The organism is Mucilaginibacter sp. (assembly GCF_025359345.1).
Lineage (GTDB): Bacteria > Bacteroidota > Bacteroidia > Sphingobacteriales > Sphingobacteriaceae > Mucilaginibacter.
Genome location: NZ_JANYGQ010000036.1, coordinates 212632 through 226423 on the forward strand (window position 1 = coordinate 212632; position 13792 = coordinate 226423).

The following is a 13792-nucleotide window of genomic DNA, read 5'->3' on the forward strand; positions in this document are numbered from 1 at the left end:
TTTCGACTGAGTACTCAGGACAAAAAAATGAGAGATATAACAACATCTAAGGAAAAGCTGTTAAAAAAGATCCGTAAGGCGCTTTTGGAGAAAAGGGATAATCCATACCCTAACCTTGAGGACCTACCGCATTACCCGGCGACAGACGAACCTCTTGATGTGTTATTTGCCGAGCAGTTTACGGCAATATCGGGCCAGTTTTTATTTTGCGAGGACGAGGTGCAATTTATAGATAACTTATTGCAACTTGCCGAAGAGCGAAAATGGCATAAAATATATTGCTGGGAACCGGCGCTGCAGGAAGTACTTGCCCGTTACGAATACCCTTATTACGAAACCGATAGAGACTTTGACCAGGCCGACGTTGGCTTTACCCTTTGCGAGGCATTGGTAGCCCGCAATGGCAGTATTTTACTTTCGAACGGCAACATGGCCGGTCGCCGGTTAAGCATCTATCCACCTGTGCATATTGTACTGGCATACACATCGCAAATGGTGCTCGATATAAAAGATGGGTTGAAGCTGCTGAAAGCCAGATACGAAAACAATTTACCATCAATGATAAGCAATGTAACCGGCCCCAGCCGTACTGCCGACATTGAAAAAACGCTGGTATTAGGCGCTCACGGGCCTAAAGAGTTGTTTGTTTTTTTGCTGGAAGGATAAAGTTTAAGCCGATTTGTCATTGCGAGGTACGAAGCAACCGCACGCATGCACAGCCGCCAAGTATCGCTGACTACCCGTCAACCTGCTGTATAAAGTTCGCGGTTGCCGCGCTCGTTCCTCGCTCGCAATGACAATTTTTTTTAGCTTCTCAGTTCAATTTCAAATCTTCCAATTTGCTTTCTTCCAAAACTAGCCGCTCACTAATTTTACCCGCACCATATTCCCATTTTATCAGCCTGATGCTCCCATCGGCTACCTCTATCCCCGTTATATCGCCATCATTAAAGCAACAGCAGCCACTGTTAAAATAAGTATCCAAATATCCTTTAAAATCGGCCGGCCGGTCAGTCTTTAAATGCAGGGCTTCAATTTTCGCTTGTAACACAGCTTCCTTTTTGACATCATTATCTCTTTTCGCAATCCCTAATTTCTCGTATAATGCCTCTAATTGGGTTAACGATCTGAATACAGGCTGGTGCGTATGCCCGGTTATCAGTAACAGGTTTTTTCGCTTCGAGCTCCATTCGTACATTATTTGGTTATGGTCGGTCTTTAACTGGTCGTTGTTTGCGGGTGTGTTAGGGTTTATGTGTAAATATGCCTGGAACGGCCCCCATATGTCAGACACAAACCATTTGCTGAACCAATTACCGTCACTTTGCAAATCACCCTGGTGGCCGTGGGTCATATATATTTCCAAAGGGCTGCCATTAACGGTTGTTGTGAGCATAGCCCCTTCATAAATTTTAACTTGCTGGTGGTATACACTTTGCAGGCTAACCGGTGCCAGCGGATCATTTGCCCAGTACAAATCGTGGTTGCCAAATATTTTCACGAAGGCGTTACGTTGAATAAACTTTTGCTCGGCCTCGAAGGTGGATTTATTGTGCCGTTTTATGGTAACAAATAGGTTCTCCCATAAATCTTCACTATCGCCCAGGTTAATGTAGCAGAAATTGTTTGTGTAATAATAATCCAACGCGGCCAGGTAGTTTTTCGCGGCGTTCGCAAAAACATCGGCTCCGTCTCGTGCCCCTTTGTGCTGATCGGAAAGGATGATAAATTTATCTTTTGCAGCGTCGAACTGTAATGCAAGGCCTGCCTTGTCTTTGCCCGCACTAATTTCCGCGTACAGCTCGCTCAAGGCCTTGTCAACCCGGTCCCTATCAGGCCGGGACGAAAGCTTGTTTGCCAGTTTCACCACTGGCCCGGTAAAAATGTTTTGTAAAAATTTACGCATCAGTGCTTTAACAGGGCTTATGGGCTTTTGTTTAATCTTTAGTTTACTCTTACCGCGGGGTTCAAGCATTACAAAGAACGCAGTATTACAGGTTGCACGGTACTAATTTTTTTTGAATTTTTCAACCCGTTAAATAACGGTATTTGCTGCGTTAAAACACGGTAAAAAAACAGTTATTAAACGGGGGTTGTTTAATAGTTAAAACCCTATATTGGAGCCATATTTACTAACCCTTTAATCAATTTAAACATGTCAGCAGTAATCGACAAACCAACCGCAAAGAACTTGATCGCGGCCTATCAAACTCAAAATTCAGGCACAGGCGGCCCGGCCCTAAAAACACCCGAAGGTGTATTTCTGAACGGTTTTTTTATACCCCGCCGCGTTTTGGACGCCATTCTTAGCGATAGAGACACCATTGGTGTAAGCGTGCATTTTGCCAAGCATCCTGATTTCCCGACTTCTACTGATAATATTTTTACCCTGGTGCTTGCCGGCGCCGAAATAAACCCGGATTACCCTGAGGTGAACGGAGCCGCACCGTACGTAGCCCGGTACGAGACCTGGGATCAATTAAGCCCATGCCCGCCATTTTGCACAGACCTTTGTTGATAGCAGATTATGAGTTTTGATAGCATATACATTGTATATCTGATAATATTATTGATAATTACTATAGTTGGTTTTACGCGGTATAAAAGCTTGAACAAAGGCTTTCGTGTGTTGACGATATTGATTTTATGTACCTTAATTAGCGAAAGTATAAAAAAGGTATATGGCAAAGTATATCACAATAATATGCCGGTTGCACACATTTGGGGTGTTGCAGAATTCGCGCTGTATTCAGCAACTTTTTATTATTTGCTAAACAATTCGAAAATCAAAAAGGCAATAGTTGTTGCTGTAGCATTAATGACTGCATTGGAAATATGGAATGTGTTTTTTTTTGAAAACCTGCTTCAATTTCCTTCGCTTATACTAAACATTTCGCAGATTGTGTATGTGCTTTATTCTCTGCTATTGTTTCGGCAAATGCTGTTGTTTCCGGCTGAGCAAAGCCTGTTTAAGCAAAGCTTATTCTGGTTTAACCTGAATATGTTATTTTATGGTACTACCATGTTTTTGAATTTTGCGTTAACCAGCTATTTTATTCAAAATAAATTGGATATGACGGCGCTTTATTATTTCAGTATTGTTGTCAATTTCATTTTTTATATTTTAATTGGTATATCAATTTTAATAGACAATAAAAAGGCAAACATGATGAGTATCAGTAATGGCAAATAATGCCCCAAATTCCAGTGAGCTGTATTTTATCTTTTTTTCGGCAACAGCTTTTTTTGTTTTCCTGGCGGGGTTTATTATATACTTTATAATATTATACCAAAAGAAGCAAACACAAAACAAAGTTGAACGGGAAATTTTGGAGGCCAATTTTAAACAGGAGTTTTTAAAGGCCCGGCTAGAGATACAGGAGGAGACGTTTACCTATGTAGGGCGCGAGCTTCATGATAACATAAACCAGGTGCTTTCGTTTGTGAAGCTTAATCTGGCGATGATTAAGGTTGAAGAATCGGCCCAGCAAACAAAAATTAATGAAAACCGCGATTTAGTAGCGCAGGTAATTACCGATCTGCGCGATTTATCAAAGAGCCTTAGTTTTGAACACATAACAAAGCTGGGGCTTGTAAAAACTATTGAAAACGAGGTTGAAAAACTAAATAAAAGCGGCCTTATTGACGCAGAACTATTTATAACAGGTGATATTTATCCGATGGGGGAGCAGCGTGAGCTGGTATTGTTTCGCATTTTCCAGGAAGCAGTTAATAATACCATTAAACATTCGGGTGCAAATCAGCTAAAAATTAGTTTGCAGTATATTCCTGAAATGTTTAATTTAACAATCGAAGACGATGGCGTTGGTTTTTCGGCTAACTCCCTCGACCACAGCCGTGGTTCAGGTTTGATGAATATTGAAAACAGGGCTACCGTAATTGGTGCGGTGGCAAGCATAAGCAGTTCGCGCGGGGATGGCTGTTCAGTTAATGTTAACCTAAACCCTTTACTACAAATAAAATATATAGATGGAAAATATCCAAATCGCCTTAGTTGATGATCACCGCCTTTTCAGAAGCGGAATAGCATCGTTAATAGGCAATTTTAAGGGATTTAATATACTTTTTGAAGCAAGCAACGGGGAGGAAATGGTACGCAAAATTTCGTCCAAACTAAAGCCGGATGTTGTGCTGCTTGATATACATATGCCCGTAATGGATGGCGCCGCTACTGCGCTTTGGCTAAAAGAAAACTACCCAGAAATAAGAATTATAGTTTTATCGATGCTGGAAGACCCTGAAAAGGTGCTTACCATGCTAAAACTTGGCGCTAAAGGGTATTTGCTGAAAGATTCGGAGCCGCATGAGTTTGAGCTGGCCCTGCAAAAGGTATCATCGGGCGAGGTTTACTACCCCGAATTTGTTACCCGCCTGTTAATAAACTCATTTAATGAGCATATTGACCAGGTTACTTTGCAGATACGCGAACTCGAGTTTATAAAGCTTGCCGCCTCAGAACTTACCTACAAAGAAATAGCTACGCAAATGTGCATCAGCATACGCACCGTTGACGGCTATCGCGACCAATTATTTGAAAAATTGAATGTTAAAAGCCGCATCGGCCTGGTGCTGTATGCCATAAAAAACAAATTGATAGACGTATGGTTTGCTAATATTTTTAGTAAATTTGCCTCTATGGCACATGAGGGCAACGATGAGTTTTTTAAAGGACGCGGCGCACAGGTAAATACGCACAACAAGTTTTTAAAGAGCAAATATGTTTTAGAACATATTGAAGGCCTTGATGAGCCACTGCTGGAAAATACTGCCACGCAACTGTTTGAAGAGTCGCCCAAAAAAATCGTAAGCGAATCAAACAGCCCGGATTTAAGCCACATGTACTCCATAAACCCTTACCAGGGATGTGAGCATGGCTGTATTTACTGTTATGCACGCAACACGCATGAATACTACGGCTTTAGCGCCGGGCTTGATTTTGAGCGCAAAATAATTGTTAAGCGTAACGCCCCCGAATTGCTGGAGCAATACTTCAACAAAAAAAACTACCAGCCGGTATGCATTATGCTGTCGGGCAATACTGATTGTTACCAGCCGATTGAACGGCGGTTGAAAATTACCCGTTCATTGCTTGAGCTTTTTTTGAAGTACAAAAACCCGGTGAGCATCATCACCAAAAACAACGTGATTCTGCGGGACCTGGACATACTTACCGAACTGGCGGCCATGCGGCTGGTGCATGTTAATGTATCCATCACCTCGTTAAACGAGCAGTTACGTCAAAAGCTGGAACCTCGCACTGTTACCGCTACCGGGCGGTTGGCGGTTATCCAAAAACTTTCCGAAAAAGGTATCCCTTGCCGGGTGATGGCGGCGCCTATAATCCCCGGCTTGAACAGCAATGAAGTACCGGCTATTATTAAAGCGGCTGCCGACAGGGGGGCTGTTTCCGCCGGGTTTACAATAGTAAGGCTGAATGGCAGTATCAGTGAAATTTTTACCGACTGGATAAATAAGGCGTTTCCCGACAGGGCGGAAAAGGTATTGAATATGATAAAGTCGTGTCATGACGGAAACCTAAACGACAGCAACTTTGGCCGCCGGATGAGCGGCGAAGGGAAAATTGCCGAATCGATACACCAGATGTTCAGGATGGCATGCACCCGCTTTTTGGCCGATAGGGACATGCCGGAATTTGATTATAGTTTATTTGTGCCGAAAAATGGAAAACAGACGAGTATGTTTTAGTGAGTGGTTGATTAGGTGAGTGGTTAATGGAGAAGATGACTTTTCTTTTCGATTAACCAATCAATCCCAACGCCAATCCCTATACCAACGGTATAGCAAAGCAAGTCGCTCCACAAAAAGGTTTCGCCTAATACCAGGCCGCCGATAGCCGTATGCCTGATGCTGTTTATCCATGGCGCCTGGTAAAGCTGGCTGAATTCGATACCGTAGCTAAAAAAAAGGCTTGCAATAACAGCCAATTTTGTTGCTTGGCTGATGAAGATAAATCTTACAATAAAATAAACCATCAGTGCCCATAAAATATCGCCGACAAATAACGGCACCCCATTTATGTGGCGGGATAACAGGCCTGCTATAATGGTAGCGGTTGTGAAGGCGAAGTAGGTTGTACGTGTTTTATGCATAGCACTGTGTTAAACGTGCCAAGTTTTGTAAACTTCACGCGTTTTCATCTAAATTTCAAAATAAAGCCTTATTTTCGGAATAAAACTGACAAAAATGAACGTTAACGATATAATTGCCCACCTGCCCAATTTAGATAACAGCGAACGCTCGAAACTACAGGCTGCATTGTTTGATTTGCAAACCGATTTGGACCTGAAAGACGTAATCCGCGAAAACCTTGACGATATAAAAAGCGGTCGCGTAAGTTCGCACCAGGCAGTAATGAACGAGATCAACGCATCGCGGTAGTTCCAAGTCCGGAGTCTTAAGTCAAATTTGGTATTTTTTGACTTAGAACTCCGGATTTACGACTCAAGACTACTCGTCAATACATGACTGACACAACACTGGTTTATATCTCCCCGTTTTTCCGCATCCAGGCTACTACCGCTTTTATTTCGCCATAGCTAAAATCATCGCCCAGCACTTCTTTTATTGGCGATAGTTTTTCGGCGCCATAGCTTAAAACGACATCTTTAATGGCGGGCATTTTTGCGGGCTTTACTATTTCGGTCACGTCCATGTCGCCTTTATAAATATAAAAGCTCAAGTGTCCTTCAATAGTCGTTGGCGACAACCCGCGTGCTGCTGCAACCTCCGGGATAGATTTCCCGGTACGAAATAGCGTAAAGCTTTCCTTTGCGGTGTCAGATGATCGTATGGCTGCTCTTTCTTTGGCCGGTTTGCGCTCCCGCTTAGCCGACTTTTGTTTTATTTTCGATACCAGCCCATTTTTTTCGGCGTAGGTTTTAAGCGGGAGTAAAAACTCGCGGCCATACCGCGCCAGTTTCACATCGCCAAAGCCGGATATCAGCCTTAATTCGTCAAGCGTTTGTGGGAAGTAGGTTGCCATTTCCTGCAGGCTGGCATCTGATAGGATAATATAAGGCGGAACATTTTCAAGCCGGGCGATATCGGCGCGCAGGCTTCGCAACTCGGCGAACAACGACGCCTCAAATGGTAAAGCCGCAGCAGGCTGGCGCTCTTCGGTAACTTCGGTTTCAACCAGTTCAACTTTTTCCAGTCCTTTCAATACCGCTTCGCTTTTTTCGGTAAGCTTTAATATGGGGTACACATCTTCGGTTACCTGTAAATAGCCCTGCCCTGTTAATTCACGCAGGTAGCGTTGCCATTCGGGCTTGCTGATATCGGCGCCTATGCCATAGGTTTTAAGTTGTTTGTGCTCTTCCCATATTTTTTCACTTTTCGATCCACGTAAAAAATCGATCACATAGGTGCTGCCAAAACGCTCCTTAAGCCGCGATACAGCGGATAAGGCTTTTTGTGCGATAAGGGTAGCGTCGAAGCGTTTGAAATCCGTCAGGCAAAAATCGCAGGAGCCACAGTTTGGCGGGAAATCCTCATCAAAATATTTCAGTAAAAACTGGCGGCGACAGGCATGCAACTGGCAATACTTTACCATGTCGTCCAGCTTTTTTAGCATGATGCGGCTTTGCTCGGGGTTGTCCTCTACCATGGCAAACTGTTTCAGCTTTATGGCGTCGCCGGGCGAGTAAAGCAACAGTGCGTTTGATGGCAGCCCATCGCGACCCGCACGGCCTGTTTCCTGGTAATAACCCTCAATGTTTTTTGGCAGATCAACATGCACCACGTAGCGCACGTTTGATTTATTAATACCCATGCCGAAAGCTATGGTAGCCACAATAATGCGCACTTCATCGCGCAAAAAAGCTTCCTGGGTGCGGGCCTTAAGGGCGTTATCCAAACCGGCATGGTATGGTTCGGCTAAAAAGCCTTCTTCCTTAAGGTCGGCAGCCAGGCTCTCGGTTGATTTTCGCGATAGACAATAAATAATACCCGAATCCTCTTTTCGCTCCTCTAAAAAATCAAGCAGCTGGTTAAAGCTGTCTCTTTTAGGGGTTACTTTATAGGTAATATTCTCCCGGTTAAATGATGATACAAAAACAGCCGGGTTGCGCAGATTTAGCTTTTCGAGGATATCTTTTTTGGTAAGTTTATCGGCAGTGGCGGTAAGGGCGATAACCGGCACGTTTGGAAACTCGAGCTTAAAACCGGAAAGCATCAGGTACTCGGGCCTGAAATCGTGTCCCCAGTGCGAAATGCAATGCGCTTCGTCGATGGCTATTAATGAAACCGGTAGTGTTTTTAAGAAATCTATCAGCTTGCTGTCCTTACCAAACAAACGCTCGGGCGCCAGGTACAGCAGTTTGATTTGGTTGTTTTTCAGGCGGGTGCTGATGTCGATATGTTCCTGGGTCGACTGGCTCGAATTGATGAATGCAGCCGGTATGCCGTTAACGTTGAGGGCGTCCACCTGGTCCTTCATCAAGGCAATCAATGGCGAGATCACGATGGTTAAACCATCAAGCAAAACGGCGGGCAGTTGGTAACATAATGATTTACCGCCACCAGTAGGCATTAGCGTAAGCACATCCTTTTTATCCAGGATATGCTGGATGATCTCCTCCTGCCGGTGCCTGAACGCACTGTAGCCAAAATATTTTTGCAGCGCCTGTATGGGTGTCATTTGCGTGTCCGTTTGCATCGGCCCGAATTTAATAAAAAACAGTTTTAAAATGCTAAAAATTTTAGGAAAATAATTCATTGTGCACAGGCCTGCGACCTGTGCTGGTGGATTTCGCCCCTTTGGGGCTCCCCGGGGGGCTCTTTAAATTCCAGAATTTCGGAAACAATGATTATGAATAACATAGGTGCAAAGTATAGTACCCAGCCCCAAGGGGGCGGCTTTCGTCAGCGCAGGTCGCAGGCATGCGCTAAAGCAATAGTATCAGCCTTTAAATTCATTTTCACGCAAAATAATTTTATATTAGCCTTTACTTAACTGACATCCATGATAAAAAAGCTACTCCTGTCACTCCTGTTTTCAGGCGTTTTCTGCGCTGTTTTTGGCCAGGCCATCCAATCACCCGAGAAATTTTTAGGTTATAAGCTGGGCGAACACTTTACGCCGCATTATAAAATTGTTGAATATTTTAAATATGTGGCCCAGGCATCAAAAAATGTAAAGCTGGTGCAATACGGCTCGACAAACGAGGGCCGCCCGTTGCTGGCTATGTTTATCGCGTCTGACGAGAATATTGGGAAGCTGGAAGAAATACGCCAGAATAACTTACGCCTGGCGGGACTGGAAACAGTAGCAGGTGGCAGCACACCCGGCACCCCGGCAAATAAAGCTGCGGCTACTTCGGCGGCGGGGTCAACCAGCGCACCGGTGATTTGCTGGCTAAGTTATAATGTGCACGGTAATGAGCCCGCATCATCAGAAGCTGCTATGTGGACTTTGTTTGACATGGTTGATGCTTCTAATGCGCGTACCCAACCGTGGTTAAAAAATACGGTGGTGGTTATCGACCCATGTTTAAACCCCGACGGTCGCGACCGTTACGTGAATTTTTATAACTCGGTAGCCGGGCAAAAGCCGGATGCCAACCCATTTGCCCGCGAGCATGCCGAACCATGGCCGGGTGGCAGGATAAACCATTACTATTTCGACCTTAACCGCGACTGGGCATGGCAAACACAAAAGGAAACCCAGGCCCGCGTGGCGCTGTTTAGCCAGTGGCTGCCCGAAGTGCATGTTGACTACCACGAGCAAGGTTACAACGCCCCCTACTATTTCGCCCCTGCGGCAGAACCTTTCCACAAAGTGATTACCCCGTGGCAGCGCGAAATGCAGACCACCATTGGTAAAAACAACGCCAAATATTTCGACCAGAATGGCTGGCTGTATTTTACCAAGCAGGAATTTGATTTGCTGTACCCATCATACGGTGATACTTACCCGATCTATAACGGCTCTATCGGCATGACCTACGAGCAGGGCGGGATCAGCGCCGGCCTGGCAGTGCTTACCCGCACCGGCGATACGCTGACATTGGTCGACCGTGTGGCGCATCACCATTCAACCAGTTTAAGTACGGTTGAGGTTACTTCGGCGTATGCAGAAAAGCTGCTGACAGAGTTCAAAAAGTTTTATGATAATAGTCGCGCTAACCCGCCGGGGGAGTACAAAACCTATGTGGTAAAAAATGATAACGTTGACAAGGTAAACGCCCTGACCGCCATGCTCGACAGGAATGGCATTCAATACGGCTTCGGTTTAAAAAACAGTGTGAACGGGTATAACTATTCGAACGGTAAAAACGAGCAATATGAGGTTGGCCCTAATGATTTGGTGATCAACGCCTACCAGTCGAAATCGGTATTGTTGAATGTGCTGCTTGAGCCTAAGACTTTTGTGACTGACTCGAACACCTATGATATTACGGCCTGGAGTTTACCTTATGTTTATGGACTTACTGCCTATGGCGTAAAGGAATCGTTAAAACCGGCAACAGCAACCATTAGCGCGGCCAAGCCGCAGGTGCTGGTAAATGTACATGCTTATGCCTATGTAAGCAGCTGGTATTCGGTTAATGATGTACGGTTTTTGGCGGCACTGATAAAAAATAACATCAAGGTGCGCTACTCCGAAAAACCGTTTGAGGCAGGCGGCAAAAAGTTTAACGCGGGCTCGCTGCTGATCACCCGTGCAGGGAATGACAAGGCCGACTTTGACCAAACGGTTGCACGCATAGCCACCCAGCTGAACCAGGATTTAACCCCGCTGGCATCGGGCTTTGTGGAGAAGGGTTATGATCTGGGGTCGGATGTTATCCGTTATATCCGCCAGCCAAAGGTGATGCTTGCCGCCGGCGATGATGTAAACTCGGAAGCGATGGGCGAGGTGTGGCACTTTTTTGAACAGCAGATCGGTTACCCCATTACGCTGGTGCGTTACAAAGATTTGAGCAGGGCCCGCCTTTCTGATTTTGATGTGGCCATTTTTCCTGATGGTAATTATGACGATTTTCCGTCAGACAAGCTGATAGGCTGGGTGCGCGACGGCGGCAAGCTGATTGCCATACAAAACGCGGCGGCACAACTGGTTGATAAAAAGGGTTTCCTGCTAAAAAGAAAAGAAGATAAAAAAGACGATAAGACAGATGCAAAAGCAAAGGACCCAACCCTGCTTTCGTATAACGACCGCGACCGCGATGCCCTGCGCTCGAGTGTGCCCGGTGCTATTTATAAAATAAACCTTGATAATACCCATCCGCTTGGTTTTGGTCTGCCAAAGAGTTATTACTCGATAAAGCTGAGCGACGATATTTACGACTTTTTAGGCAGCGAAGACGGCTGGAATGTTGGCACCGTTAAAAAGGACGGGCTGGTATCGGGCTTTGTCGGCCAAAAAAGTAAAGAGAAAATTAAAGACGGTTTGCTGCTTGGTGTGCAGTCGATGGGGCGTGGCAGCGTAATATACATGGCTGATGACCCGGTTTTCCGCAGCTTTTGGGAGAATGGGAAGTTACTGTTGAGTAATGCGGTGTTTATGGTGGGGCAGTAGGTAGTAGCAGGAATAAGTAGCAGTAGCAGGTAAAAAGTAGTACCAACTATAAATGAAAAAGGCTGTTTTTACAAACCATTTGTTTTTTAACCTTTTAACCGGGTTTATAATTTTATTATTGGGTTATAACGGTTTTGTATTCGTAAGGGCCGTCAGCATTTATGGAATGGTTCCAATTTTTATAGAAATTGTTTTGTTAGTGTTGATTTTAACGAAAAGCCAATATGTGAAAACAGGAATAATAATATGGGCAAGTGTTTTTTTTATAGTTGGCTACGGGTCTGGATTGGCAGCCCAGTTAATGGATGCTTTTAATGATAATTTTGCGACGTTAAAGATAGGGTCGCTTATAGAAAATAGTATTGGCTTGGCTGTTGGCATGTTAATAATAGGTTACACCAGAAGTACCGTTGTTTTAGTTTACCCTGCTGCCAGCGAGCAGCCGTTGTGAGGGGGAGTTGAAAAGGAATATTTGGTAACAAAGGCATCGTTAAGGAGGTAATAAACATCATTCTATGAAGAGCATAGATTCGATAAGGATCAATGGAAATGACGACGAAATACTTTCCGTTTCATTGCAAGACATTTTAGAGAATATCAAGGATGGGCAAACGTTGAAGTGGTCTCTTTTATGGATTTATGCCGTCGGAGATTTAGGAACGAATAAAAACATGCTTGATTTCGAAGAAGAGGTCAATAGTGCGAATAACGGCATCTTTTTTACCTGGGAAGAGTTGAAATCTTTATCATCTAAATTTGAACAAGTTCTGGAGATGGTATTAATAGGGGTAAAAGATATTAAAGACTTGAAGAGATATGAAAGCGACGAACTAATGTATTCCATATGCCAATATACTATTGAACTGATAGACTCTTCTTATTGGGAAATACATTCTTTAGATATTAGTTCTCTTGAGCAAATAAAAGATAACTTGCCCGGAGTTGAATATATTGAAGAATAAAAAAGCCGTTAATATTATTATAATCCTGGTCGTAAATACTTTACTGGCTGGATTGATGACATACGCCTGCGTGATAACAAGTTCCCAATTGGGATGGGCTGATACAGGTGACCATACTTTCCAGACATGGATGCTTTATTGCGGCTTTATAATTTTACATTTAACTGCGAATTTATTGCTAATCACAAGGACTGGAAAAAACAAACCGCTTTTCGTTGCTGCTGTTTCCGTATTTATCATAGCTCTGTATGCTTTAATATGGGTGTGTTTCAAGGCGGAGGTTTTTGGATATTATGATGGGTAGTGTTTGGTTAGTCAGAGGTTTCCTAAAAAAGCGTAATGAGGAGTGGGTAGCTCCCCTATGATATAATCTTTGAGAGCAATAAATGATAAATTAGGTTGTGGTAAATATAAAAAAAATGCCTGTAGTTAGAAACTACAGGCATAGTCGTCCGTAGATGCAATCTACGGACAGCGGGGACACCTTATTTTTCTGTGTCTGGCAACATCGGATTCGGCGTAGGTGCAGGTCTTGATTTTGGTACCATCACGCCTACAGGCTCCAATCAGTTTATAAACTCTGATTTTTCCGGAGGTGGAACTGCTTATCACGGAGGCGTATCGACACCTATTTTGGGAATAGGTTATTCGAAAGGTGGAAGTAGTGGTAGCGGTTCGGTTGGAAATGCACTTGACCCAGCGAGTTTTGGTACAAATCCGCGAGGATATACGACAAGTCAACCCACAATAGCTCCGAGAGGTAAAATCAGTGTGGGGGCAATGTTTAGTTCAAGTCATACATGGGTGTATTAATCTAAATTTTATATGATAGACTATAATTGGAAGGTATCAAAAGGCGAGGCGATAAAGATTTTAATAATATCATGTATAATTATTATTTTTATAATTTGGCAGATGCACAGAGAAGTGACGCCAGCCCAGCTCGTTCTAACAGCAGCAACAAAAAACCAATTTCATGGCAAAGTTGAATCTGTTTTTCGAGACGAACGTGATCATAACATGTTAAAAGTAAAGCTAACAACCGGGTATGTGTACTCGCTTTATCCAGAATGGGAATCAATGGTAGAGTTAGGAGATTCTCTATCAAAACTAAAAAATACTGTAGTGGTCGAGGTGTTTAAACAAAATGGAAAAAAAGTAATTTTAGATTATAAGGAGCTAGTAAAAGACTTCAAAAAGTAAGATAATACATTCTGGCACGAATGCAGCGCAGAGGCCTAAAGAGGTGGCGTACCCGCTGTCCGTA

General features: G+C 43.8%; 13 protein-coding genes. 10 read left to right on the plus strand and 3 right to left on the minus strand.

The features are described 5' to 3' along the window. Window positions 1-27: 27 nt before the first annotated feature. A complete protein-coding gene (locus Q0R52_RS26440; RefSeq protein ID WP_252791892.1) occupies window positions 28-666 on the plus strand; it encodes an LUD domain-containing protein in 639 nt (212 codons plus the stop codon). Window positions 667-814: 148 nt separating this feature from the next. On the opposite strand, the gene Q0R52_RS26445 is transcribed toward Q0R52_RS26440, so the two are convergent. Then, window positions 815-1975 (minus strand): metallophosphoesterase, encoded by a 1161-nt coding sequence (locus tag Q0R52_RS26445; protein WP_295800931.1) that lies wholly within the window; start codon window positions 1973-1975, stop codon window positions 815-817. A 180-nt stretch (window positions 1976-2155) separates the two neighbouring features. Between Q0R52_RS26445 and Q0R52_RS26450 the strand changes: the two genes are divergently transcribed. The 4 genes from Q0R52_RS26450 (at window position 2156) to Q0R52_RS29410 (ending at window position 5727) form a co-directional block, all read left to right on the plus strand. Next, window positions 2156-2518 carry a hypothetical protein gene (locus Q0R52_RS26450; RefSeq protein ID WP_295800935.1) on the plus strand — a complete coding sequence of 121 codons (363 nt, stop codon included), beginning with the start codon at window positions 2156-2158 and terminating at the stop codon, window positions 2516-2518. 186 nt (window positions 2519-2704) lie between these two features. After that, entirely contained in the window at window positions 2705-3193 is a 489-nt protein-coding gene (locus tag Q0R52_RS26455; RefSeq protein WP_295800939.1) for a hypothetical protein, read from the plus strand. Next, the gene (locus tag Q0R52_RS26460; protein ID WP_295800943.1) at window positions 3183-4019 is read left to right on the plus strand and encodes an ATP-binding protein; all 837 of its coding nucleotides are present in this window, start codon (window positions 3183-3185) and stop codon (window positions 4017-4019) included. Before Q0R52_RS26455 ends, Q0R52_RS26460 begins: the two co-directional genes overlap by 11 nt. Beyond that, window positions 3991-5727, plus strand: coding sequence for a PA0069 family radical SAM protein (locus Q0R52_RS29410; protein WP_366520954.1), 1737 nt, complete (start codon window positions 3991-3993; stop codon window positions 5725-5727). The genes Q0R52_RS26460 and Q0R52_RS29410 overlap by 29 nt, the downstream gene beginning before the upstream one ends. Before the next feature lie 23 nt (window positions 5728-5750). Here Q0R52_RS29410 and Q0R52_RS26475 read toward each other — a convergent pair whose 3' ends face one another. Next, the gene (locus tag Q0R52_RS26475; RefSeq protein WP_295800946.1) at window positions 5751-6131 is read right to left on the minus strand and encodes a DUF2809 domain-containing protein; all 381 of its coding nucleotides are present in this window, start codon (window positions 6129-6131) and stop codon (window positions 5751-5753) included. Window positions 6132-6225: 94 nt separating this feature from the next. Between Q0R52_RS26475 and Q0R52_RS26480 the strand changes: the two genes are divergently transcribed. Continuing rightward, the gene (locus Q0R52_RS26480; protein WP_295800948.1) at window positions 6226-6420 is read left to right on the plus strand and encodes a hypothetical protein; all 195 of its coding nucleotides are present in this window, start codon (window positions 6226-6228) and stop codon (window positions 6418-6420) included. A gap of 103 nt (window positions 6421-6523) precedes the next feature. On the opposite strand, the gene recQ is transcribed toward Q0R52_RS26480, so the two are convergent. Beyond that, window positions 6524-8698 (minus strand): DNA helicase RecQ, encoded by a 2175-nt coding sequence (gene recQ, locus Q0R52_RS26485; RefSeq protein WP_295800951.1) that lies wholly within the window; start codon window positions 8696-8698, stop codon window positions 6524-6526. A 306-nt stretch (window positions 8699-9004) separates the two neighbouring features. Between recQ and Q0R52_RS26490 the strand changes: the two genes are divergently transcribed. From Q0R52_RS26490 to Q0R52_RS26505, 4 genes are all read left to right on the plus strand, one after another. After that, window positions 9005-11563 carry a M14 metallopeptidase family protein gene (locus Q0R52_RS26490; RefSeq protein ID WP_295800954.1) on the plus strand — a complete coding sequence of 853 codons (2559 nt, stop codon included), beginning with the start codon at window positions 9005-9007 and terminating at the stop codon, window positions 11561-11563. Window positions 11564-11642: 79 nt separating this feature from the next. Beyond that, window positions 11643-12014: a hypothetical protein gene (locus Q0R52_RS26495; protein WP_295800955.1), complete on the plus strand. Its 372-nt coding sequence runs from the start codon at window positions 11643-11645 to the stop codon at window positions 12012-12014. Window positions 12015-12078: 64 nt separating this feature from the next. After that, a complete protein-coding gene (locus Q0R52_RS26500; protein ID WP_295800957.1) occupies window positions 12079-12525 on the plus strand; it encodes a hypothetical protein in 447 nt (148 codons plus the stop codon). Between the two features lie 825 nt (window positions 12526-13350). After that, a complete protein-coding gene (locus tag Q0R52_RS26505) occupies window positions 13351-13728 on the plus strand; it encodes a hypothetical protein (RefSeq protein ID WP_295800960.1) in 378 nt (125 codons plus the stop codon). Window positions 13729-13792: the final 64 nt, after the last annotated feature.